Below are 23,052 nucleotides of genomic sequence, written 5' to 3' on the forward strand. Positions count from 1 at the left end.
GTCAGGCTCCCTCGGCGTGCAGGGCAAGCAACGGGGCAAAGGTACGCCGATGCAACACACATGCGCCGTGCTGATCCAGCATGCGTTGATGGCGAGCCGTGCCATAGCCTTTGTGCGCGGCAAAACCGTACACCGGAAAGGCCCGATCCGCAGTCTGCATCAGGCGATCGCGGGTCACTTTGGCGACCAGCGAGGCAGCAGCAATCGAGAGTGAGCGGGCGTCACCTTTGATCAACGGCTGCTGTGGCACGCGGAGCGTTGGCAAGACCAGGGCATCAAGCAAAAGGGCATGAGGTTGACAGGGCAACTGCAACAACGCAACTGTCATTGCCAGCCTCGTCGCAGCAATGATGCCATAGGCATCAATCAGGTAGGCCGGGACAATGCCAACGCCAACACCTGAGGCCCATCGCCGCACCTGCGCATAGCCCTGCTCACGCGCAAGAGCAGAGAGTTGCTTGGAGTCGTCAATGCCGCGCAGAGTCTCCGAGTTCATCAACAGATCACGCGGAAAGACGACCGCAGCCGCCACGACCGGCCCGGCCCAGCACCCACGACCGGCCTCGTCAAGACCAGCAATCACCTGATAGCCCTGCGCCACGAGATCGCGTTCGTATTCACAGGTCGGTGCCATATGCCTCCTGACCGTGAGTACCAACCATCACCATCACCCGACTCGCCCCGACCCTCACCCAGCGGCCATGAAGCACGATCCCGGCCAGTTCGAGGCGCTCGGGCGTCCCAGTCAAGGAGGATTCCTGGTCGGATTGGTGATCGGCACGCGGGCGGAACTGAAGCGTCAGGCGGTACGCCAGCGCCATCAACCGTTGATACCAACCGGCATCCAGTTCGGCAAACGGCACCAGCACCAACCGTCCGCCGGGCATCAACACGCGGCGAATTTCAGCCTGCGTTGCGGGATCAACGATATATTCCGAGGGAAAGGTGGCAAAAACCGTTGCACAAGCCGCCGAGCACACAGGCAGCGCAGCGGCATCAGCACGCATCAAACGGGGGGGTATCCCTGCCCGACGCAGACGTCTGGCAGCAAGGGCAAGCATCGTGGGCGAGCGATCCAACCCAAAAGTCGCGACGCGGTTGGACAGAGCCAGTTGCATGTGGCCCGGCCCCACACCAAGCTCAAGCGTAACACCCTGCAACTCTGGCAGCGCTGCTGCTGTCCAGCGCTGCCAATACCCACGTGACACCAGCGCCGCTACAGCATCATAACTCCACGCAAACTCGTGGTAGAGCATATGAAAGGCCCAGCGCACCACCTGGCGATAGAACAACACCAGATTAGCGACGCACCGTATCGCGACGCTCTTTGATCCGCGCCGCTTTGCCCGAACGCCCACGCAGATAGTAGAGCTTGGCCCGACGCACCTTACCACGCCGAATCACCTTGATCGAATCAACCCGAGGAGCATGCACCAAAAAGGTACGCTCAACACCGATCCCGTGGGAAGCAATGCGGCGCACCGTAAAATTCTCATTCAAGCCACCACTGCGGCGGCGAATCACCACACCCTCAAAATCCTGCACACGCTCACGAGTTCCTTCAACCACCTTCACCCCAACGCGAACCGTATCACCAACCTGAAACTCAGGAAGAGCAGGCTTGAGATAGCGTTGGGCCAAATCGTCCAGGGTTTGCTGCGACATGACGATGTCGTTCCTTTCAGCATCAACCTCCACCAGGCGCCCGCACCAACGCGGGACTGATGAGGCAACAGAATAAGCAAGCAGAGCAGCATAAGACGCTGCCAGTGCAGTTCACAAGCGTTCAGTATACCATAGGGTTTCATCCAAGACAACTTTTTAGCCTTAGAGGCTGTCGCCCTAAAAACCCGTGCTTGTGCTGGGGCAAACGGCCAGCACAAGCACGGGTAGCATTCTGGTACAACCCTGGTTCTTCCAGGTACGTATAATAGAACAAGGCAAAGAGAGAAAAGACCTGGAAGGAAATGGGATATGGCGAGCAAAACCGCAACGGTCAATGAAACTGCCACGAGGAGACCAACATCACCAGGCTCCGAAGCCCCACTCGCCTTTGCACCTATTCCGACTGATGATCCAGAAGCGGCTCTCCACTTTTGCCGCACCCTGGCAGCTTTGACAGGGGCCAACAACTCGAGCATAGGGCTGGCGCAAACAAGCATTCTTGCCCCTCAATTGCCCCCGCGACGACCACCAACCGTTGAACTCTCGCTGGTGATCCCGGCCTTCAACGAAGCACAGAATCTGCCAACGCTCTATCAACGGATCATCGCAGCCCTTGACCCGCTGGATCTTAGCTACGAGATCATCTTTGTCAACGATGGCAGCCGCGACCAGACGCTCGCGCTATTGCAAGATCTGGCCCGCCAGGATGAGCGTGTATTAGTCGTTGATCTGGCTCGTAACTTTGGGCATCAGGTGGCCATCAGTGCCGGGATGGACTATAGTCATGGGCAGGCAGTCGCCATTATGGACGCTGATCTGCAAGATCCACCCGAGATATTGCCGGCTTTTATCGCCAAATGGCGCGAAGGCTACGAGGTGGTCTATGCCATCCGCGAACAACGCAAAGAATGCATGCTCAAGCAACTCGCCTACCTGAGTTTTTACCGCATCCTGAAGCGCATCGCCCAAATTGACATCCCCCTTGATGCGGGCGACTTCTGCGTGATGGATCGCCGGGTCGTTGACATCCTCAACGGGATGCCCGAACGCAACCGGTTTGTTCGCGGCATCCGGAGCTGGGTTGGCTTTCGGCAAACCGGACTCGCCTATGAACGGCACGCTCGTTATGCTGGCAAGCCCAAATATACGATCAGCAAACTGATCTACCTCGCCCTCGATGGCCTCGTCTCATTCAGTTACATTCCGTTGCGCATGATCTCAGTCGCCGGCCTCATCGTCTCGCTGCTCTCGATCCTCATCGCCATTGGCTACGCCATCCAACGCCTCACCATCGGCCTCTCGCCACCCGGCTTTGCCACGCTCGTCGTCGCCGTCTTCTTCTTTGCCGGCATCCAACTCATCACCATCGGCGTCATCGGTGAATACGTCGGGCGTATCTTTGAAGAAGTGAAGCACCGGCCACTCTACGTTGTTAGAAAAGTATTTCGAAATTATGCGCATTCTCATGCTCAATAATGAGTTCCCTCCGTTGGGTGGGGGGACGGGGACGGTGAACCGGGCGATTCTGGCGCGCCTGGCGGATGTGCCAGGGTTGCAGATTGACCTGGTGACGTCGGCGCTCGGGCGAGCGGTTGAGCATGAGCAGTTTGCCGAACGCGTGCGGATCTATAAGGTGCCGGTGAGAAACCGGAATTTGCACCATTCCAGTAACCGCGAGTTGCTGACGTATGCGGCACGTGCGCTGCCCCTGGCGTTGCGTTTGCAGCGCAGGCATCCCTACGATGCCGTTTTTGCGTGGAGTGCCGTGCCTGCCGGGGGGGTCGCGCTGGCCCTGCGTAAACTTACGGGTTTACCGTACCTGGTGCGGGTCTGTGGCCCCGATATTCCTGGTTTCGAACGACGGTATGGGCCACTCTATCCGGTGCTGACGCCGGTGATCAAGGCGATCTGGCTTGGGGCGTCGCATCTGGTGGCTAAATGTCAGGGCGAGGCTGAAATGATGCTGGCGGTTGCGCCTGGGCTGACGATTGATCTGATTCCCAATGGGGTTGATCTGGCCCAGTTCCCCCAGGCCCCGATCCATGATGATGGCCCGCTGCACCTGCTAAGCGTGGCGCGGCTCATTGAGCGGAAAGGCCAGCACCATCTCATTGAAGCCGTGCGCCGTCTGGTCGCCGAAGGGTATGATGTTGTCCTGGAACTCGTTGGTACCGGCGATGCCGAACCAGCGCTGCGCGAGCAGGCAGAGCAGGCCGGGGTGAGTCAGCGCGTTCAATTTGCTGGTTATGTGCCGCGTGAAGCGATTCCTGGGCGCTATGCAGCGGCGCATGTCTTTGTGCTTGCGTCGTTCAACGAGGGGATGAGCGTTGCGACGCTTGAGTCGATGGCGGCTGGCTTGCCCGCTGTGGTGACAAAGACGAGTGGGACTGACGAATTGATTGACGACGGTGTTTCGGGTTTCCGGTTCGCCTGGGCGGATCTTGAGGCCCTGACTGAGTACTTGCGCCATTTTGCGAACGACCGCACCCTGGCGCGCCAGATGGGGGACGCTGCCCGGATGCGTGCCCGCGCTTTTACCTGGGAACATGCGGCGGCACGCTATCTGGCGATCTTTGAGCGAGGACTGTCACGCTAAGCCAAGGTTGCAGAAAGAGCCTTTGAGCGTGACCTTTGTAGTGCCGACTTCAGTCGGCTGAGGCCGACTAAAGTCGGCACTACGTAGGGCAGCAAACTGTCAAGTGCCTACGAAGCTTATCTGGGGTGGAGAAACGCATGTGTGGAATTTGCGGCGTGCTCTATCGTGATCCTGAACGCCCTGTCGAGCAGGCGTTGCTCGAGCGACTCAATGCGACGCTGAACCATCGTGGCCCTGATAGCGCTGGTTTCCTGGTGCAAGGGGCGCTGGGCATGGCGATGCGGCGCCTGGCGATCATTGATGTACGCGGTGGGCACCAGCCGGTCTTCAATGAGGATGGCACCATTGCGCTGGTCTTTAACGGCGAGATCTACAATTTTCAGGAGTTACGTGAAGCATTGCGCACTTGTGGGCATCGTTTTGCGAGCGACAGCGATACCGAGGTGATCGTGCATGCCTATGAAGAGTGGGGCGACGCGATGCTGCTGCGACTCAAGGGCATGTTTGCGGTTGCGCTCTGGGATGGGCGGCGGCGCAGATTACTGCTGGCGCGTGACCGTATGGGCGAAAAGCCGCTCTATTGGCACGACAGCGACCACGGCCTCGTCTGGGGTTCTGAGGCCAAGGCGGTGCTGGCGGCGCCCTGGGTGGAACGGCGCATTGACCCGGTGGCGCTGCATCACTATTTGAGTTTGCAGTACACCCCTGACCCGCTGACGATTTACGCCGATATCAAGCAATTGCCGGCGGCACACAAATTAGTGGTAGAAGATGGCAAACCGCCGCGAATCGAGCGCTGGTGGCAACTCCAGTTTGAGCCAAAAGAGGAACTGAGCGACGCCGACGCGATTGAGCAAGCACGTGCATTGTTGACTGCGGCAGTCGAGCGTCAGTTGATCAGCGAAGTACCGCTCGGGGCGTTTCTCAGTGGCGGGATCGACTCGTCGATCATTGTCGCACTGATGGCCGAACGCACCCGCGAGCCAGTGCGCACCTTTTCGATTGGCTTTGTCGAACGCCACTTTTCCGAGGTCGGCTATGCGCGCCAATTGGCCGAACGGTACGGCACCCATCACTACGAATTTATCTTTCGGCCCGAGGATCTCGTGCGCGTGATTGAAGGTGTGGCCGCTGCCGCTGACGAGCCTTTTGCCGACCCGGCCGCCCTGCCGCTCTACGAGTTGGCCCGTCAGACCAGCCAGCATGTCACGGTTGCCCTGAGTGGCGACGGCGGCGACGAAACCCTTGCCGGGTACCGGCGCTACCTGCTTGACGGGTGGCTGCGGCCTTATGCCGCCCTTCCAAACTGGATTACCCAGCAGGCAATACCTGGGATGGCCGCAATGATCCCAGAACCCGCGTGGCTCCCAGAAGATCGCAACCCGATCACGGGCTTGAAGCGTCTTGGTCATTTCGCTTCTGTCACCCACAAAGCCTCGTTGGTACGCTGGGGCTCGTACTTCAACCACGCCGAAAAACTGGCCTTGTACCACGAACGATGGCGGGAAGAGCCGGGCGCACGCGACAGCGCGGCTTGGCTGGCGGCAGCGTATGATGCGGCGCAGGCACGCAGCCAACTCGACCGCACCCTGGCCGCAGATCATGCCACCTATCTCGCGGGCGACCTTCTCCCCAAAACTGACCGCATGACGATGGCGCACTCGATCGAAGCACGCGCACCGTTTCTGGATGTGGACTGGGTCACCTGGACGGCGCAGTTACCGAGGCGCTACAAAATCCGTGGAGGCACCACCAAATGGTTGCTCAAAGCCGCTTTTGGCGCTACACTACCACCGGCAATTGCTGCCCGCGGCAAACAGGGCTTTGGCGTACCAATCAGTCACTGGCTACGCAACGATCTCTGCACCTGGGCCCGCGAACGACTACTTGGCAATCCAGCGCTTGACGAATGGTTTCAACCGATGGCCGTCCAGACCCTCTTTGAAGACCACTGCGCAGGGCGGGCCAACCACGGCAAAAAGCTCTGGGCGCTCTTGATGTTCGGACTCTGGGCCGAACAACGCATGCAGGGAGGTGTCCATGCCTAAAAACTTCGCCATGACGGGCGTGGCGGGGTACATTGCCCCACGTCACCTCAAGGCCATCAAAGAGACGGGTAACCGCCTGGTGGCGGCGATCGACCCGAATGATGCGGTTGGCATTCTTGATCAATATGCTTTTGATGTCAGATTCTTTACTGAATTTGAGCGTTTTGATCGTCACCTCGAAAAACTACGGCGCGGCCCGGCAGAGCAACGGGTTCACTACCTAAGCATCTGCGCACCAAACTACCTGCACGACGCGCACTGCCGGGCGGCACTGCGCATTGGTGCCGACGCCATCTGCGAAAAACCGCTGGTGATCAACCCGTGGAACCTTGATCCACTGCAAGAACTTGAGCAAGAGAGCGGCAAACGCATCTACACGATCCTGCAGCTTCGGCTCCATCCACGGCTCATCGCCCTGCGTGAACAGCTACAGCAAGCACCACGAGGTCACCGTCACGACGTGGTACTCACCTACATTACCGCACGCGGCTTCTGGTACCACATCTCATGGAAAGGGATCAGCGAAAAATCGGGGGGGATCGCCACCAACATTGGCATCCACTTCTTTGATCTGCTGATCTGGCTTTTTGGCGATGTGCTTGAGCAGCGGGTGCATCACAACGATCCACAGCGAATGGGGGGCATCCTCGAACTCGAACGCGCCCGCGTGCGCTGGTTTCTCTCGGTGGATCATCGCGACCTGCCCTTTACGGCCCAGGCCGGAAGCAAAACAACCTACCGCTCGATCACCATTGACGAACAAGAGGTTGAATTCACCGCAGGATTTACCGACCTGCACACCCGCGTCTACGAAGACATCCTGGCTGGCGGGGGCTTTGGCATTGACGAGGTGCGACCATCGATTGAACTGGTGCATCAACTACGTAACGCCCCGATCGTCACCGACGAACCACCACTGCGGCATCCATTGTTACCGTGACAGGGAGCTGGCTTTTCTTTGCTGGAACAAGCCAGCGTAGCTGGCTTGTTCCAGCAAAGAAGAAAACCATATGACTCTATATTTCGCCCACGAAAGTGCCTATCTTGATCAACCCTGCACGATAGGGGAAGGCACAAAAATCTGGCATTTCTGCCACATCATGCCCCACGCAAGCATCGGCGCACACTGCACCCTGGGGCAAAATGTCATGGTTGCGTCACACGTACAAATTGGCAACAACGTCAAAATCCAGAACAACGTCAGCCTCTACACCGGCGTCGAACTCGAAGACGACGTCTTTTGCGGGCCATCGTGTGTCTTCACCAACGTGGTCAACCCACGTGCACAGATCAACCGCCAGCGCGAGTACCAGCCAACGCTTGTCCGGCGCGGGGCCACCATCGGAGCCAACGCGACGATCGTCTGCGGAGCGACCATCGGGCGTTACGCCTTCATAGGTGCAGGAGCCGTCATACGTGGCAACGTCCCCGACTATGCCCTGATCGTCGGCGTCCCTGGCAAACAACGAGGCTGGATGAGTCGCCACGGGCAACGCTTGCCACTGCCAGACGAGAATGGTATCATGACGTGCCAGATAAGCGGTTGGCGTTATCGTGAAGAACAACCGAGCCTCGTACGCTGCCTCGACTGGCCCGAAGACCAGGCCCTGACGGGATAAAGAACCAGGCGTGTGCGCATCGCAGTCAGGTGTCCACACACGCCCCAACCGCTGCCTGCGGCTGAAACCAGGAACAAGCCCATGACAACAGGATCACATCAAGAGCCAATCCCACTGCTCGACCTGAAGGCCCAGTATGCAACACTGCGTGAAGAGATCGCGGCAGCGATCGAACGGGTCGTTGCGAGTCAACAGTTCATCCTGGGGCCAGAGGTTGAAGCCTTCGAACAGGAAGTCGCTGCGTACAGCCAGTGTACCTATGGCATTGGCGTCTCTTCGGGCACCGACGCGCTGCTGGTTGCCCTGATGGCAATTGACTTGCAACCGGGCGACGAAATCATCACCACGCCGTACACCTTCTTTGCCACAGCCGGCTCGATCGCGCGTCTCGGCGGGCACCCAGTCTTTGTTGACATTGACCCCATAACCTACAACATCGACCCGGCGGGCATCGAGGCAGCGATCACCTCGCGCACCAGAGCGATCATGCCGGTGCATCTCTTTGGGCAAATGGCCGACATGGAACCGATCATGGGCCTCGCAGAATATCACGGCCTCTATGTCATCGAGGATGCAGCGCAGGCGATCGGCGCGGAATACCGCGGGCGGCGAGCCGGATCGATTGGGCACATGGGCTGTTTCAGCTTCTTCCCCTCAAAAAACCTAGGCGGCTTTGGCGACGGGGGCATGGTAACAACGAACGACCCCAAACTCGCCGAACGGATCAGACTGCTACGCGGCCATGGTGCGCACCCAAAATACTACCACCGCATCATCGGCGGCAACTTCCGGCTCGACGCGCTGCAAGCGGCCGTCTTGCGGGTCAAGCTCACCTATCTCGACGAGTGGACAGCAGCGCGACAGCAGAACGCCGAGCGCTACCGCCAACTCTTCAGCGCAGCCGGAGCGAACATCGGGCTACCAGAGGATGCGGGCTACGGGCGCCACATCTACAACCAGTTTGTGATTCGGAGCGAGCGCCGCGACGACCTCATGGCCCACCTAAAGGCACACCAGATCGGATGTGAAATCTACTACCCGGTACCGATCCACCTACAAGAATGCTTTAGCAGGCTAGGCTACGAAGTAGGCAACTTCCCGGCGAGCGAAGACGCGGCCGAGGAGACCCTAGCGATCCCGGTGTATCCGGAACTGGGGGAGGAGCGACAAGCCAGGATTGTCGATACCATTCATACCTGGATCTAAAAAATCATGTTGATTTCTGAAGAAGCGCACAAGTACCTTCGTGGAGAGCATTTTTCAAACGGATGGTCGCTTGCGATACCCAAGCAACAGCGCATCGTTTCGCGCAACAAGCGTCTGGTTGAGCTTGCCCAGAACAAATCCGTTCTTCACATCGGATGTGCTGATCATACCATTTTAATTCAGCGCAAAATCAAAGAGGGCACGTACCTGCATGAGTTATTACAACATAGCAGCAGCAAACTCGTAGGAGTAGATATAAATCCTGAAGGTATAGAGGTGATGCAAAAGCTAGGTTTTCCACATATTTACCATCCCTCAATGGTACCAGAAGGAAAATACGATCTTCTCATTGCTGCTGATGTCATTGAACATGTACCAAATGTCAATGTTTTTTTGACCGATCTGAAACGATACAACTTTGACAGACTGATTATTACAACCCCGAATGCCTACCGAAGAATAAACCGAAGACAATACAAAGCAGAAATCATCAACACCGATCATCGGTACTGGTTTTCGCCTTTTACGTTAGCAAAAGCAGTAACAGACGCACAATACCAAGTCGAAGCGATCGAATTCACCGATTACCCATCAAAATTTAGATTATACCGCAACGTACTCCTCAAAAAATATCCTTTACTTCAGGATGGCCTGCTCATCATTGCAACGAAACAGGCTTAACGACCTATGAAAGAGATCTGGATTCTGACGAGTTCATTTCCTTATGGATCCGGCGAACAATTCTTAGAGACAGAGATTGGATATTGGTGTCAATTAGAGGGAGTTAAAGTCACTTGTCTTCCAATACTTGCGAAGGGGGAGATACGACCGGTTCCAACAAATATCTCAATCGATCGCTGCATTGCTCACAACAATCCCTCAACAAAAATTCTTTCACTTTTTCAAGCGCTATTTTCTGTAATCTTTCTACGTGAAGTTATCTGGTTACAACAAAACAGAGCTTGCTCGCTCCATAGTATCTTGCTTGCCTGGCGCATGACAGCAACAGTCATACGCATATATACAAGCTTAAAGCACAAGCGCAAAAAAACAGACGCCGAGTCCGTAGTTTGTTATAGCTACTGGTTTGACATTGCAACGTATGGATCTGCGTTGTTAAAACAGCAAAATTTATTACAAAAAGTTGTCACACGAGCACACAGTTCAGATGTGTATCAAGAGCGTCAAAAAGAGCATTATATGGCTCTTAAAAGACAATTCAGAGATAAAGTTGATAAGATTTTCGCCATTTCGCAAGCAAGTTACGATTATCTGCACAAGGAATATGCTATATCCCAGGATCGGCTTACCATTGCGCGGCTTGGTGTTCGCATTGCGCAGGAGCTAACGCCACCATCACCAGATGGCAAGGTGGCGATTGCATCCATTGCCTTCTGTACACCTATCAAACGAATTGATCGCATCATTGATGCGCTTGCTTTTGCATCAGAACAGATCGGACAAGAAATAGATATAGATTGGGTGCATCTTGGGGGTGGAGATCTTCAGGATGAACTGAGGACATATGCCCAAAAGATTCTTGGAAAACGCAGCAAAGTCAGGTTTACATTTATGGGTCATCTTGAAAATCAAGAAGTCTTACGTTACCTCAAAACACATTCTATTGATGTGCTAATCAATACAAGTGAGTCTGAAGGTATACCTGTTTCAATTATGGAAGCAATGGCGCACGGCATTCCAAGCATTGCACCGGCTGTAGGTGGTATTCCAGAACTGGTACGACCGGAACATGGATGGTTATTATCAGCGCAACCCTCAATAGAAGAGATAGCTTGCGCCGTGTGTGCCTATGATCACTATAAAGATAACCAGACACGTCAGGCAGCAAAACAATGGATCATCAAACACTTCAACGCCGAGAGCAATTACACATCATTCGTACAGCAGGTTATTGATGATATGAAACCGGTGGCGGGGAAAGAATAACATGGGTTCCAAGGACGACAAGCCACCACGTCAACTGGGTCTGAGCAAAATAGCGACAAATATTGGGCATACTCTTGGGCGTCAATTGCTTGGCTTTCTGTTTGGTCTTGGAACCGTTGTCGTTATAGCCCGGGTACTTGGTCCTGAAGGCAATGGACAGTATGCCATTGCTCTGCTCCTCCCAACATTTCTCTTGACCATGTTAGAATTAGGCATTGGGGCAGCAAATGTGTATTATGTAGGTGGTCAAGTAGTAAGACTGCATACTGCTTTTAAGGCTAGTCTCTATATATGGATAGGCCTTACATGTATTGGTATGCTTCTTGGGAGTTTATCAGTCATATTCTATGCTGATATCCTCTTTCCTGGGATGCCAACCCTACTCCTCTGGTTAGCCATCCTCTCCTTCCCATCAGGACTACTACAATTTTATCTTGGCAGTTTGCTGCAAGCAGTACAAGATTTTCGTCGTTATAATCTCGCAACCATTTCCTTACCTGCCATGATGTTTGGCGTCGTATCATTACTCTTTGTCATCGGGGGAGGGATTACCTCCGTTATGGTTGCTCTCGTGCTTGTTCAGATTGTCAACGTCATCATCCATTATCTGTTAGTTCGCCATCATCTGAGATCTGATGTAAATGAGATGCTGAAGACAGAACAAGACATCAATCATAAACAATATACAATCCAAGCCGCAAAGTATGGCATAAAAGCCCACGGAAGTGGAATTTTGACTTTTATCAATTACCGAGCAGACCTATTCCTGGTTAATTTAATCCTAAATCCAGCTACAGCGGGTATTTATGTGATTGCAATATCGCTCAGTGAAAAGTTATGGTTTCTTTCACAGTCGATCAGCACTGTCCTGCTCCCGCGCCTAGCAGAACTACATCATGATGACGAGATTCGCAAGCAACTAACCCCCTTAATTGCCCGTTGGACGCTCATCTTCACAACCGCAGGAGCTATTGTGCTTGCCATTATCGCCCCATCTTTGATTATGATCTTATTTGGCCCAGCCTATAGAGAAACCCTCAAGCCTCTTCTTTTTTTACTACCGGGCATTGTAAGTTGGAGTCTCGTGCGGATTTTAGCGAATGACCTGGCATCACGTGGACGCCCTGAATTAAATATGTACAATATGGCAGTTGTTGTGGTGATTAATATCGTAGGAAACATTGTTTTGATACCACGCATGGGCATCACAGGTGCCGCCCTTGCGACGACTATTGCATATCTTGTAGCTTGTGTTATTCAAGTTTCGATGTATGCACAGGTGAGTAAAAACTCTTGGTATGAAGTTTTCCTTTTCAATGCATATGATGCACAGATTATTCATCAATTACACCTTGTCTTAGCTAAAATCACCCGCCCGAAATCAGTGAATCCATGATTATGCATATCCTCACCGTCCTCGGCGCTCGCCCGCAATTCATCAAAGCCGCGCCCGTCAGCAAGGCGCTGCGCGAGGCCGGTCACCATGAATACCTGGTGCATACCGGTCAGCACTACGACCACGCGATGTCACAGATCTTCTTTGATGAGCTTGGCATTCCGCAGCCGGACGTCAACCTGGGGGTTGGTTCGGGTGGGCATGGCAAACAGACCGGCGCGATGCTGATGCGGCTGGAAGAGGTGATCCTTGAGCAACGGCCGGATTGGGTGCTCGTCTATGGCGATACAAATTCCACGCTGGCTGGCGCACTGGCTGCGATCAAATTGCACGTGCCCGTCGCCCACGTAGAGTCCGGGCTGCGCTCTTTCAACCGCACGATGCCCGAGGAGCACAATCGAATCTTGACCGACCACTGCGCCGACCTGCTCTTCTGCCCCACCCAGACTGCGGTGGATAACCTGGCACGGGAAGGGATCACCCAGGGTGTTCACTTGGTCGGTGATACGATGTATGACGCTGTCTTGCAGTTCGGCGAGCTTGCCCGCCATCGCTCGCGCATCCTGGAAACTCTTGACCTGACGCCCAAACAGTATCTGCTGGCGACCGCGCATCGGCCCTACAACACCGATAACCCAGAGAATCTACGCTCCATCATATCGGCCTTTGTCACATGCGGCGAAACGGTGATTTTTCCGGTGCACCCGCGCACACAGGCGCGGATGGTAGAGGCTGACGTGATGGAGATGCTCAAAGATTCACCGCAGGTTCGATTGATCGAGCCGGTGGGCTACCTGGATATGTTGATGCTAGAGCAGAACGCTCGAATGATCCTGACCGATTCGGGTGGGATGCAAAAGGAAGCCTATTTTTTTGCGGTACCATGTGTGACCCTGCGGCCAGAGACAGAGTGGGTGGAGACGGTCGAGGCGGGGTGGAATGTGGTGGTTGGGGCACATACAGAGAAAGTATTGGAAGCGCTTACTCGTAGTCTGCCGGCTGAATACTCATTTGGCTATTACGGGGCAGGCAATGCGAGTAGAAAGATAATGGAAACCCTTGAGGATCAACATAACAGATCGCACTAGATATATATTCAGAAGTTAATCTCATTTCAAGAACGAAAAATTTTCAGATCCGAAAAGCAAACTGTAGACAATATAGGAATCATAAATGAGTGAAATGCGAAAGGTTTTGATCTTGGCTTACTATTTCCCGCCGCAAGGAGGTTCAGGCACTCTTCGAGTGGCAAAATTCTGTAAATACTTGCAGGAATATGGTTGGGAACCAGTCGTAATCACCACTTCATTTATTTCCCACTATGATTGGGGGTTGCTGCATGATTTGAATAAAAATCTAGAGATTTATCGCACTTATGACCTATATTTAACCTTGAGCAGACTAGGTATCATTAAAATATTTGGACGATCTTCAAGTAATCTAAATAATATCCAGAAAATATCCACATCTTCAGAATTGATTTCAGTTATCAAAAGATTACTCATTTCTGGAATAAAACCATCCATACAAAATATAATTAACCTAGAGGTTAATGTTAGGTCTTGGCGTTTTTCTGCATACCACAAAGCATGTTCGGTGATTGAACAAGGTAAGATCAACGCGATTTTTACCACCTCTCCTCCTCATTTGCTTCAATCTGTTGGATATCGATTGGCAAAACGATACCCACATCTACCCTGGATCATGGATTTGCGGGATCTGTGGAGCCAGAGTCACTTGATTGTTGGTACGTCTTCGTACAACAAAACATATCTCCAAGAGCAGGAGTATCTACGCTCCGCAGACAAGACCTTAGTTGTGACCGAGGGTATTCGCAGATTGACCTTGAAAAAGTTTCCGGAATTGCGAGAAGACAAGGTATTCACACTAACCAATGGCTACGACGTTGATGATTTTCGTGATATTAAAGTTAAATTTATCAACAAAAAATTCACACTAACATTTATAGGATCATGGTATAAGGCGCGCAGTGAAAATTCGTTTATCTCTGCACTATATCAATTAGCCACCAATTCTAACTTTTTACAACGTATCCAGTTTAGATTTGTGGGCAATATTTCTGCAGATATTCAGAAACAATTAGCACCTCTTGCTGACACTGGTTTTATAGTGTTTCGACCTCAAGTAACACATCGAGAAGCGCTATCTGAAGTGCTTAACGCTGATGTGGTTATCCTTATTGAGTCAAATCTATTTGAGTTGAAATTAAACCATTCCAATAAATTGTTCGAGTATCTAGGTAGTGGCAAACCAATTTTGGCTATTGCCCCTATAGACGGTGAAGCTGCGCAACTGATTCGGCAAGAGAGGGCAGGGATTGTAGTAGATCCCGATAATCCTAACGAGATATGCTATGGCATAGTTGATCTCTTTAATCGTTTTGAGCATAATCCACACCGTGATATCGTACTGGGGACTTATCCTAATTACAACAGAAAAAATCTCACAAGGGAATTGGCCAATATCCTAGACGAGGTGTGTGCCCAAAAGATACTGGATAGGGAGTAAACTATGAACCATGAGCTTCAGGTAAAACAAAACGAACGAAGTGGCTACGGTGATGCTATTGCATTTCTGCGGTCTTTGCCGAATGGGGAAAGCATAATCACAGAAAATTTCCTTTATGAGGATGTTGACCTTGCGCTTGAGCAGTTCTGCCAGAGTCAGGAATGGCACAACACCTTGGCTGAATTGAAAGTAAAATCAGGAATGAAAGTTCTTGACTATGGAGCAGGGCGTTGCCTTGCTTCGGCTGCCTTTGCCAAAGAGGGATGCCAAGTCACGGCCATTGACATCAACTCGAGTGAAGACGTGGGACTTGGTCTGCTGCATACGTCTCGGGCATTTGAACCGTACAGAGATAGAATTCACGCTGTTGTTACCGACGGTGAATACCTTCCACTTGCAAGTAACACTTTCGATATTGTCTACTGTCGTGAAGCGCTCCACCATGCATTTGATCTCGGAAAACTCGTAATAAATCTGACTCAAACATTAAAATATGGTGGGACATTCTACGCCTACGGCGATCATCGTCGCCCATGGTGGAGTAGCGATGAACAGTTTCGTCAACGCCATCCCGCCGTTCCGTTTGGGGTAAATGAACATAGTTATCTCGAGTCTGAGTATGTGCAGACCCTGCGGAAGGCTGGTCTGCGCAAGATTGCGGTCAAGCCAATTGTGCGTGGACAACCCCAGCATTGGGTTCATCGCATGGTCGTAGCAATAACACAGATGCCTCTGCTGGGACAAGGACTGCGACCGTTGTATGATCGCTTCCTGCATTACACATCAATCGGCAGTCAAATCATTATTGTCGGTAGAAAATAGCCCATTGCTGTGAAGATCCTTTTTGTTACACCCTATTTTCCCTATCCAACGGTGGCCCATGCAGGTGGCGTGTATGTGTTTCAGATGATCAAGGGATTGACCGAACGTGGTCATCACGTTGCCTTGCTTTCCCTTGTTACTGAGGCCGAAGCATGCCATCTGGCAGCAATGAAGGCGATCTGTAGCCGTGTTGTTTCGATTCCTACCGATCCGCACTGGCGCCATGCGGTGCAGTATTTGCCACGCCACGTGCTCGCTCCGGCAACCTTTCCAGGCTGGCATCCGAAGCTGGCAATGGTCTTGCAAAACCTGATGAATCAGGAAACCTTTGACGTTGTGCAACTTAATTGGAGTGAACTGGGCCAGTACGTAGGCTTATTCAAGCGAAAAAGTGCGACGGTGTTATGTGCAATTGATGTATTGTCGACGACGCTTGAACGGGACTGTGTCAACGAGAAGAATTTTGTGCGTAAGCTCTGGCTATATTGGTATGCCAAGGATGCCAAGCGCTATGAAAATAAGATCTATCCTCAGATAGACCATATCATCACGCTGTCGCAGAAAGATCACAACTATCTGATGACCCATATGCGTCATGTGCAAGCAAGTGCCTTGCTGCCTGGTGTTGATGAGGCCCTTCTGCAACTGTCACTCCAGTTGCATCAATCCAAAGATATTGTGTTTGTTGGCCATATGCAACGGCCATTCAATGTAAGTTCTGTTTTATGGTTTTATCACCAGGTCTTTCCGTATGTACGCCAGCAGGTGCCTGAGGCCCGTTTATTGGTGGTCGGCGCAGATCCTCCGCATACCATTACAAGCCTGACAAAGGATCCAGGTGTTGTTGTGACAGGTTCAGTTGAACGAATCGAGGGCTTTTATGCTTCATCGCGGCTCGCCATCGTCCCTCTTTTTGTTGGGGGCGGCATTATCAAGAAGGCAATTGATGCGCTGGCAGCCGGATGTCCAATCGTTACGACAAGCATTGGGGTGGAAGGCATTGCGGTACGCGACGAACAAGAAGTGCTTGTTGCTGACGATGCCGCAGCCTTTGGGCGTGCGGTAGTACGCTTGCTGCACGATGATCTGTTGTGGCTGCAATTAGCCCGCGCAGGTCGAGAACGTGTGCTGCGTGACCATGCCTGGCCCTCAACGATTGCAACTCTCGAATCGATCTACCAGAAGGTCTGCGATCGTGCCTGATGCCATGCCTCAACTCTCCATCATTATCGTCAACTGGAATACCCGCTCCCTGCTGCACGCGCTTTTGACTACGCTTGTGCCACATCTTCAACAGGATCAGGCTGAGATCATTGTTGTTGATAATGCGTCAGATGATGGCAGTGGGGCGATGGTGGCCGCTGGTTTTCAGAAAAAACGACATCTTTTTTAGCGACGAAATTTAACTCAAAAAAAGCCCAAATTCTTTTCAAAAACATACGATAAAAGGTCAAATGGGAGACACCCTGTTAACCGACAGCGAGGCTTATTGAAGAATGGAAGAAAGTGCAATGCCAAAGTCGCTCGTTTCAAGAGAGTTTGGCCGTGTGCGCAGGAATATGTTCGCCCTGCTAGGTATTTTGTTGATCTTGGTGCTCATGCTCCCATCTCTATTGCCAGATAATGCATTGTTACCTGCAGATTTGTTGTTCGATCAATCTCCTTGGCAAGCGGTTGCCCCAACGAGCTTTCATACGCCTGGCAACAATCTTCTGGTGGATCAGGTCTTTCAGTTTTACCCATGGCGCCTCTTGGCTATAGATGAGTTACATGCCGGACGTTGGCCTCTCTGGAATCCGCTGATCTACGCAGGCACACCTCTCGTGGCTAATGATCAATCCGCTGTCTTCTATCCCATAAACCTTCTTCTCGCCTGGATGCCGCCACATATGGTATCAGGATGGAGTGCGCTGTTCCGGCTATGGACAGCCTTCGGCGGAATGTACATCTTATTACGCCACTGGAAACAGACACCTCCCGCAAGCTTTGTTGGCGGGATGAGCTTTGCACTGGGAGCCTTCACGATGCCGCTACTCGGTCATCCCCACACCAACGTAGGTGTATGGCTCCCCTGGATGCTGCTCACTGCTGATAAGGTCGTTTTCTCGGCGCACCCCTGGCGCTGGGTTGGCTGGGGAGCAGTGGTCATCAGCGTCCAATTCTTGGGGGGCCATGCAGAGACCTCCTTTTTTAGTCTGATGTTGTGGGGAATCTATAGTCTCGCTGCGCTTATTGTTTCAGAGCATTCACTTGAAGGGCAGATCAGCCGATTTGCAATGTTAGCCATTTCATTCCTCATTGGCTCTGGCATTGCAGCAGTTCAACTCATCCCTTTTCTGGAATTATTACCCCTCACCAACTATTATCTCGCTCGTTCAGCAGCAACTGAGACGCACCCGTGGCTATATACGGGTTTCTGGCGCAATGTGGCGATGGCTATCACCCTTTTCCTTCCCGACTTTTTCGGCAACCCTACCCGCAGTGGTTGGTGGATTGGAACTGGATTTGGAAATTATACACAAGTTTTATATATGGGGATTGCGCCTCTCTTCCTCGCTGGAATAGCAGCACTAGAGATACGACGAACGGAGGTGGAATGGCGAGTTCGTTTCTTCACAATTTTTGGTCTGATCTGGCTGGGTGTTCTCATGCGTCTACCGATTCTAGATCTGCTGCAACATCTACCTCTGTTCAATATTGCAGCAATGAGTATTGTTGTCTTCAGTGCATCGCTTGCCATTCTGGCTGGCTATGGATTCGATGCAGTCTTTGGATTAACCACTGGAAATAGCCAGATTCGAACCCTGAGACGCGCACTTCTGATCTTTGGGCTTCTCACCGGTGGTGGATTGCTCGTGTTTTATGCGATGCTACGCCTTTTTAAAGACTTCTTTCTAAACCTGGGACGAATCTATGTCGAGGAGCGAGTCGTCAGTCATCCCCCGCATCCCTTTCCGTTGCCATACTACCTTGATCAGTTGGAAACCCGCTATCAGCAAATAACAGCAAACTTGGATCCCCTGCAGGTCTGGTTATATGCGCCGGTGCTGGTCGCATTGACGATTGCCGTGTTGCTATGGGGCTGGAACAAAGGCAAGGTGAGCACAATCAGTGTCCAAAGGTTGATTGGATTGCTGGTTTTTGTCGATCTGTGGGCTTTTGGTGCAGGCTTCAACCCGGTCATCCCCGCAACCAAGGTCTTTCCACCAACGCCAGCGCTATCGTTTCTAAACGAAGCGATGGCCAAAGATCCAAATTATTCGCGGATCTTGGCATTGAGTAATCTCCTCCCACCTAACACACTTATGCCCTACAACCTGCCTGATGCGAGGGGCTATGATGTGACCATTGGACGGTACACGCAAATCCTGGACGCATTGGATCGAGAACCACTCGGGGTTGTGTGGTCGGAACGCAATGATCGGTTTTTTGATCTGGTTGGGGTACGCTACCTGCTTACTACCGGTGCAGTGGAAGCAAATACTAAGATGACGCTGGTTTACGATGGAGAGATCAAAGTCTATGAACGTACAACCCCCCTGCCAAGAGCCTATCTTGTTTCGTCTGCAAGCGTGTTCAACGATGACGAGGCGCTGCTAAACGCTCTATTGGCCGAAGATGTGGCTGCTGGTCAGCGGGTGTTGCTCGAAGAACCACCGCCATTTCCACTGGTTACAACCAGGCTCACTGTTGGTACGGCGCAGATCATCGACTACCAACCTGATAAAGTAGAGATAGCTGTGGAGACATCAGCACCAGCCTTATTGGTGTTGTCCGATGCCTACTTTCCAGGTTGGCGAGCTTTGGTAGATGGTGTAGAAACACCCATCCTGCGTACAAACTATGCATTTCGAGGAGTTCCTGTTTCTGCTGGTGTTCATAACGTAATATTTATCTATAATCCAATCAGTTTTAAGATAGGTTTTTTGATTACTATTTCTTCCTTAGGCGTATTGGTGCTTCTAGCTGCAACACTCTTCGTGTCTCGCAATGAGAAGACGCTGAAGCGAATCTTGCACTAAGATGGCGGTTATCAACATGATACTCTCCATCATTATCGTCAACTGGAATACCCACGCCCTGCTGCACGCGCTTTTGACTACGCTTGTGCCACATCTTCAACAGGATCAGGCTGAGATCATTGTTGTTGATAATGCGTCAGAGGATGGGAGCGCGGCGATGGTGGCCGCTGATTTTCCGGAGGTGACGCTGATCCAGAATGCGCAGAATGTGGGGTTTGCCCGTGCAAATAATCAGGCGCTCACAGTTGCCCAGGGGCGCTATCTGCTCTTGCTCAATACTGATACGCTCGTGCCGCCCGGGGCAATCGAGGGGTTGCTGCATTTTATGGATACGCATCCAGCGGTGGGGGCTTGCAGTCCGCGTCTGTTGACCGCTGAGGGTCAGCCTCAGGCGTTTGCGTTCGGTGATGATCCAACGCCTGCCTATCTGCTGCGTCGCGGTCTGTGGCGCTTGCTCTTGAAGCGCCCGCTCCATGACTGGGGTGTCGCGCAGGTGCTTGAAGTGGCTTGGGTTGCCGGAACCTGTCTAATGCTCCGGCGCGAGGCCCTGGCCAGGGTCAAGGGTTTCGATGAGGCGTTTTTTATGTATTTTGAGGATGTTGATCTCTGTCGGCGGATCAGGCATCATGGCTGGAAGATCTGTTATGTGCCTACCGTTGCAATTACCCATCTCGGTGGGCAGAGTTTGCAACAGAATCCGGCGGCGCAAGACGTGTATTATGAAAGCCTGCGCTCCTTTTATGGACGGCATTATCCACCGTCGTTCCGGCTGTGGCTCGTGCTCGGTTTGATGATCTATCAGCGGATGAAAGCGTTGCCATGAGCACTGTGAAGTCTACCTTCCCTGATCGGCTGATCCTCGCCTGGGCGATCCTAAGCGCTGCGGTGCTCTTTGTGCTCTTCCGCGATACCGGCTTTGATGATCCTTTCATTACCTATCGCTACGCGGTCAATCTCGCGAACGGCAACGGGTTTGTCTATAATCCTGGTGAACGGGTGCTCAGTACAACAGCGCCGCTCTATGCGTTGCTGCTGGTGCCGTTTGCAATGGTCGGGGCAGATCTGCCGCTCGTGAGCAATCTGATCGGCACAATGAGTCTCGGCGCAGGTTCGGTGGCGCTCTGGCGGATGGGCCGGATGGGGGGGATGCCCGTCGCCGGTGCAGCGGCAGCACTGCTCTTTCCGTTGACGCCGCTGCTGATCAATACGCTCGGGGCTGAAACGATGCTCTTTCTGGCCCTGGTGTTCTGGGGGTTCGAGGCGGCCTGGCACGAACGGCCCTGGCTCGCCGGGGTGCTGCTCGCAGCAGCCACGCTGACTCGCGCCGATGCGGGGTTGGCCGTGGTGATGGCCGGTCTGCTCTTGCTCAAACGCAATGGTTTGCGTCCGGCGCTGACTTTTGGGGCGGTTGTGGCGCTGACCGCCCTGCCTTTTGTGGCGGCGGCCTGGTGGTATTTTGGCTCGCCTTTGCCGGTGACGCTGGGGGCTAAGCAGAGCCAGGCCGATATTCCAGGTGGGCGCAGCTATCTGGCGGGCCTGGTGTTGCGCCTGGGCAACCTCTGGAACTGGATACCGTGGCGTCCTTTTGCCGTCCTCATCGTCATCGGGTGCGTCCAGGCACTCTGGAAACGTGGCCCGTTGGCGCTGGTTGCCGGATGGTCACTGGCTCACGCGCTGGCCTATAGTCTGCTGGGGGTGACCGACTATTTCTGGTACTTTGGGCCGGTGATGACCGGCCTGACCATCCTGGGGGCGCTGGGCATCCAGTTGCTGGCTGATCTTGGGGAGCGTGTCGGCGGGCGAAGAGCGGGGCTGAGCGTGGCAACGGGGTTGATCGTGCTCGCCCTGGCTGGCTATGGCAGCATCGTCACCTTTGCGGCTCGCAACCCGGATCTCCGTATCCCGGCATACCGTGAGGCTGGCGAGTGGCTCGCCGCCAATACCGAGCCCGACGCCCGTGTTGGCACCCTCGAAATCGGGGTCATTGGCTACTATAGTCAACGCCCCATGATTGATTTCGCCGGACTGATCCAGCCCGAGGTGAACGCGATCTTTCGCGAGGGGGGCGGCTACCGCGACGCGGCGCTCGCTGCCCTTGGGCACCACCGGCCAGCGTACGTCGTCAACCACGAAGAAGCCTTCCCACTAATCACACATGATCCTACGCTGGCTGCAGCATGTGAAGAAGTTGCCGCCCTGCCCGATCCACGGTTTGCCACCCCGCTCCAGATCTATCATTGCACCTGGTAGTCGAGGACGCAATCACAAGCGTCACTGTGTGGACACGACCAGTAGGCACTGCAACGGGCCCAGGCACGATGACGTGAGCTCTGATCAGTTGAAGGTGGGGCAAGCACAATCTGCGTCGCCATCGAAGGGGCAAGGGCAACGTGGCGGTCGCCAAGTCCGACGAGAACAGCACCTTCGGCGCTGATCGCGAGCACCTCGACCATCGTACCAGGTACGACCCCCTGGGCACGCAGAAACGCAGCCACCATCGGCTCGGTGGCGACCGACGCCACGATGCCACGGGTTCCCGCTGTGCAATGGGCAAGTTCCTGGGTCGGCACTGCCTCAAACTCACGCTGCCCCGCACCGGGCGCGTGCTCGAGAAAGGCCTTAAGCGCCGTCACCAGCCGTTCCGACGTAATATGTTCAAGCTGACAGGCGAGGTCATCGGCCTCTTCCGGTTCAATCCCCAGATTTTCGACCAAAAACATCACCCAGAGACGGCGACGCGAAAGGATCTGCTGGGCCTGCGTCTCGCCATGTTCGGTCAATGTCACCCCTTTGTAGGGTTGATAGGCAAGAAGGCCGCGCTCATCGAGTTTGTGACACATCTCGTTGGCCGAGACCTGCGAGACGCCAAGCTTATTCGCCAATAACGATACTGGTACTGGCTGCTGCGGCTCGCTGCGGAGCAGCGCCGTCATCACCAGGTACATCTCAATACTTTCACTCATCATCCACTCCTACCCTGGAGCATGCTATACGATATCTCTGCAGCAAGGCGTTCAACATCCGCTCTTCTACTGGTGGAAAATGTCAGTTCCACTGACATTTTCCACCAGTAGAAGAAAAATAAGGTAAACCTATACTATCGAGTGAGACAAAAGTAGTATACCGTACTTTCGGGAGGGTAGATAGTGAATTTTTCTCTCCTGGTAGTTGTGTTGCCACTACTTGTTCAGCCTTACCCAAA

21 protein-coding genes are annotated in these 23,052 nt (G+C 53.3%); 17 read left to right on the forward strand and 4 right to left on the reverse strand.

The window, feature by feature from the left end; all coding sequences use genetic code 11:
* Position 1 precedes the first annotated feature (1 nt).
* From A9Q02_RS06685 to rplS, 3 genes are read right to left on the reverse strand one after another with little or no spacing between them, the layout of a single operon-like run.
* On the reverse strand, positions 2-634 hold the full coding sequence (locus A9Q02_RS06685) for a ribonuclease HII (protein ID WP_097651559.1): 633 nt from the start codon (positions 632-634) through the stop codon (positions 2-4).
* A complete protein-coding gene (locus A9Q02_RS06690; protein ID WP_245860428.1) occupies positions 618-1,295 on the reverse strand; it encodes a class I SAM-dependent methyltransferase in 678 nt (225 codons plus the stop codon). The genes A9Q02_RS06685 and A9Q02_RS06690 overlap by 17 nt, the downstream gene beginning before the upstream one ends.
* Positions 1,296-1,299: 4 nt before the next feature.
* Positions 1,300-1,665 carry a 50S ribosomal protein L19 gene (gene rplS, locus A9Q02_RS06695; protein ID WP_097651560.1) on the reverse strand — a complete coding sequence of 122 codons (366 nt, stop codon included), beginning with the start codon at positions 1,663-1,665 and terminating at the stop codon, positions 1,300-1,302.
* 309 nt (positions 1,666-1,974) lie between these two features.
* Between rplS and A9Q02_RS06700 the strand changes: the two genes are divergently transcribed.
* The 17 genes from A9Q02_RS06700 (at position 1,975) to A9Q02_RS24845 (ending at position 22,100) form a co-directional block, all read left to right on the forward strand.
* The gene (locus A9Q02_RS06700) at positions 1,975-3,141 is read left to right on the forward strand and encodes a glycosyltransferase family 2 protein (protein ID WP_097651561.1); all 1,167 of its coding nucleotides are present in this window, start codon (positions 1,975-1,977) and stop codon (positions 3,139-3,141) included.
* Positions 3,119-4,261 carry a glycosyltransferase family 4 protein gene (locus A9Q02_RS06705; protein ID WP_097651562.1) on the forward strand — a complete coding sequence of 381 codons (1,143 nt, stop codon included), beginning with the start codon at positions 3,119-3,121 and terminating at the stop codon, positions 4,259-4,261. Before A9Q02_RS06700 ends, A9Q02_RS06705 begins: the two co-directional genes overlap by 23 nt.
* Positions 4,262-4,398: 137 nt before the next feature.
* Entirely contained in the window at positions 4,399-6,309 is a 1,911-nt protein-coding gene (asnB, locus tag A9Q02_RS06710; protein ID WP_097651563.1) for an asparagine synthase (glutamine-hydrolyzing), read from the forward strand.
* Positions 6,302-7,249 carry a Gfo/Idh/MocA family oxidoreductase gene (locus tag A9Q02_RS06715; protein ID WP_097651564.1) on the forward strand — a complete coding sequence of 316 codons (948 nt, stop codon included), beginning with the start codon at positions 6,302-6,304 and terminating at the stop codon, positions 7,247-7,249. Before asnB ends, A9Q02_RS06715 begins: the two co-directional genes overlap by 8 nt.
* A 70-nt stretch (positions 7,250-7,319) precedes the next feature.
* A complete protein-coding gene (locus A9Q02_RS06720; RefSeq protein WP_097651565.1) occupies positions 7,320-7,928 on the forward strand; it encodes an acyltransferase in 609 nt (202 codons plus the stop codon).
* A gap of 81 nt (positions 7,929-8,009) precedes the next feature.
* Positions 8,010-9,134 (forward strand): DegT/DnrJ/EryC1/StrS family aminotransferase, encoded by a 1,125-nt coding sequence (locus A9Q02_RS06725; RefSeq protein ID WP_097651566.1) that lies wholly within the window; start codon positions 8,010-8,012, stop codon positions 9,132-9,134.
* A gap of 6 nt (positions 9,135-9,140) precedes the next feature.
* The gene (locus A9Q02_RS06730) at positions 9,141-9,815 is read left to right on the forward strand and encodes a class I SAM-dependent methyltransferase (RefSeq protein ID WP_097651567.1); all 675 of its coding nucleotides are present in this window, start codon (positions 9,141-9,143) and stop codon (positions 9,813-9,815) included.
* Between the two features lie 6 nt (positions 9,816-9,821).
* A complete protein-coding gene (locus tag A9Q02_RS06735; protein ID WP_097651568.1) occupies positions 9,822-11,081 on the forward strand; it encodes a glycosyltransferase in 1,260 nt (419 codons plus the stop codon).
* A gap of 1 nt (position 11,082) precedes the next feature.
* Entirely contained in the window at positions 11,083-12,477 is a 1,395-nt protein-coding gene (locus A9Q02_RS06740) for a flippase (RefSeq protein WP_097651569.1), read from the forward strand.
* Positions 12,474-13,565: a non-hydrolyzing UDP-N-acetylglucosamine 2-epimerase gene (wecB, locus tag A9Q02_RS06745; protein ID WP_216361459.1), complete on the forward strand. Its 1,092-nt coding sequence runs from the start codon at positions 12,474-12,476 to the stop codon at positions 13,563-13,565. Before A9Q02_RS06740 ends, wecB begins: the two co-directional genes overlap by 4 nt.
* Positions 13,566-13,650: 85 nt before the next feature.
* A complete protein-coding gene (locus A9Q02_RS23610; protein ID WP_141508750.1) occupies positions 13,651-15,006 on the forward strand; it encodes a glycosyltransferase family 4 protein in 1,356 nt (451 codons plus the stop codon).
* Positions 15,007-15,009: 3 nt separating this feature from the next.
* Positions 15,010-15,828 (forward strand): class I SAM-dependent methyltransferase, encoded by an 819-nt coding sequence (locus tag A9Q02_RS06755; RefSeq protein ID WP_097651572.1) that lies wholly within the window; start codon positions 15,010-15,012, stop codon positions 15,826-15,828.
* Between the two features lie 9 nt (positions 15,829-15,837).
* Entirely contained in the window at positions 15,838-17,031 is a 1,194-nt protein-coding gene (locus A9Q02_RS06760; RefSeq protein WP_097651573.1) for a glycosyltransferase family 4 protein, read from the forward strand.
* A complete protein-coding gene (locus A9Q02_RS06765) occupies positions 17,024-17,221 on the forward strand; it encodes a glycosyltransferase family 2 protein (RefSeq protein ID WP_097651574.1) in 198 nt (65 codons plus the stop codon). Before A9Q02_RS06760 ends, A9Q02_RS06765 begins: the two co-directional genes overlap by 8 nt.
* Positions 17,222-17,339: 118 nt before the next feature.
* Positions 17,340-19,850: a YfhO family protein gene (locus tag A9Q02_RS06770; protein WP_172450737.1), complete on the forward strand. Its 2,511-nt coding sequence runs from the start codon at positions 17,340-17,342 to the stop codon at positions 19,848-19,850.
* 16 nt (positions 19,851-19,866) lie between these two features.
* Positions 19,867-20,673, forward strand: a complete 807-nt coding sequence (locus A9Q02_RS06775) for a glycosyltransferase family 2 protein (protein WP_172450740.1) — start codon at positions 19,867-19,869, stop codon at positions 20,671-20,673.
* Positions 20,670-22,100, forward strand: coding sequence for a glycosyltransferase family protein (locus A9Q02_RS24845; RefSeq protein WP_097651577.1), 1,431 nt, complete (start codon positions 20,670-20,672; stop codon positions 22,098-22,100). Before A9Q02_RS06775 ends, A9Q02_RS24845 begins: the two co-directional genes overlap by 4 nt.
* Here A9Q02_RS24845 and A9Q02_RS06785 read toward each other — a convergent pair.
* A complete protein-coding gene (locus A9Q02_RS06785; RefSeq protein WP_245860429.1) occupies positions 22,085-22,816 on the reverse strand; it encodes a metal-dependent transcriptional regulator in 732 nt (243 codons plus the stop codon). The two genes, A9Q02_RS24845 and A9Q02_RS06785, sit on opposite strands and share 16 nt — an antisense overlap.
* Between the last annotated feature and the right edge of the window lie 236 nt (positions 22,817-23,052).

Source organism: Candidatus Chloroploca asiatica (assembly GCF_002532075.1).
Taxonomy (GTDB): Bacteria; Chloroflexota; Chloroflexia; order Chloroflexales; family Chloroflexaceae; genus Chloroploca; species Chloroploca asiatica.

Excerpts from the sequence above, each read along its gene's own strand:
- A9Q02_RS06700 (WP_097651561.1), top strand. The coding sequence starts at position 1,975 with ATGGCGAGCAAAACCGCAACGGTCAATGAAACTGCCACGAGGAGACCA.
- A9Q02_RS06730 (WP_097651567.1), top strand. The coding sequence starts at position 9,141 with ATGTTGATTTCTGAAGAAGCGCACAAGTACCTTCGTGGAGAGCATTTT.
- A9Q02_RS06685 (WP_097651559.1), bottom strand. The coding sequence starts at position 634 with ATGGCACCGACCTGTGAATACGAACGCGATCTCGTGGCGCAGGGCTAT.
- rplS (WP_097651560.1), bottom strand. The coding sequence starts at position 1,665 with ATGTCGCAGCAAACCCTGGACGATTTGGCCCAACGCTATCTCAAGCCT.
- A9Q02_RS06770 (WP_172450737.1), top strand. The coding sequence starts at position 17,340 with ATGCCAAAGTCGCTCGTTTCAAGAGAGTTTGGCCGTGTGCGCAGGAAT.
- wecB (WP_216361459.1), top strand. The coding sequence starts at position 12,474 with ATGATTATGCATATCCTCACCGTCCTCGGCGCTCGCCCGCAATTCATC.
- A9Q02_RS06725 (WP_097651566.1), top strand. The coding sequence starts at position 8,010 with ATGACAACAGGATCACATCAAGAGCCAATCCCACTGCTCGACCTGAAG.
- A9Q02_RS06705 (WP_097651562.1), top strand. The coding sequence starts at position 3,119 with ATGCGCATTCTCATGCTCAATAATGAGTTCCCTCCGTTGGGTGGGGGG.
- A9Q02_RS06785 (WP_245860429.1), bottom strand. The coding sequence starts at position 22,816 with ATGATGAGTGAAAGTATTGAGATGTACCTGGTGATGACGGCGCTGCTC.
- asnB (WP_097651563.1), top strand. The coding sequence starts at position 4,399 with ATGTGTGGAATTTGCGGCGTGCTCTATCGTGATCCTGAACGCCCTGTC.
- A9Q02_RS24845 (WP_097651577.1), top strand. The coding sequence starts at position 20,670 with ATGAGCACTGTGAAGTCTACCTTCCCTGATCGGCTGATCCTCGCCTGG.
- A9Q02_RS06740 (WP_097651569.1), top strand. The coding sequence starts at position 11,083 with ATGGGTTCCAAGGACGACAAGCCACCACGTCAACTGGGTCTGAGCAAA.
- A9Q02_RS06720 (WP_097651565.1), top strand. The coding sequence starts at position 7,320 with ATGACTCTATATTTCGCCCACGAAAGTGCCTATCTTGATCAACCCTGC.
- A9Q02_RS06775 (WP_172450740.1), top strand. The coding sequence starts at position 19,867 with ATGATACTCTCCATCATTATCGTCAACTGGAATACCCACGCCCTGCTG.
- A9Q02_RS06715 (WP_097651564.1), top strand. The coding sequence starts at position 6,302 with ATGCCTAAAAACTTCGCCATGACGGGCGTGGCGGGGTACATTGCCCCA.
- A9Q02_RS06735 (WP_097651568.1), top strand. The coding sequence starts at position 9,822 with ATGAAAGAGATCTGGATTCTGACGAGTTCATTTCCTTATGGATCCGGC.
- A9Q02_RS23610 (WP_141508750.1), top strand. The coding sequence starts at position 13,651 with ATGAGTGAAATGCGAAAGGTTTTGATCTTGGCTTACTATTTCCCGCCG.
- A9Q02_RS06755 (WP_097651572.1), top strand. The coding sequence starts at position 15,010 with ATGAACCATGAGCTTCAGGTAAAACAAAACGAACGAAGTGGCTACGGT.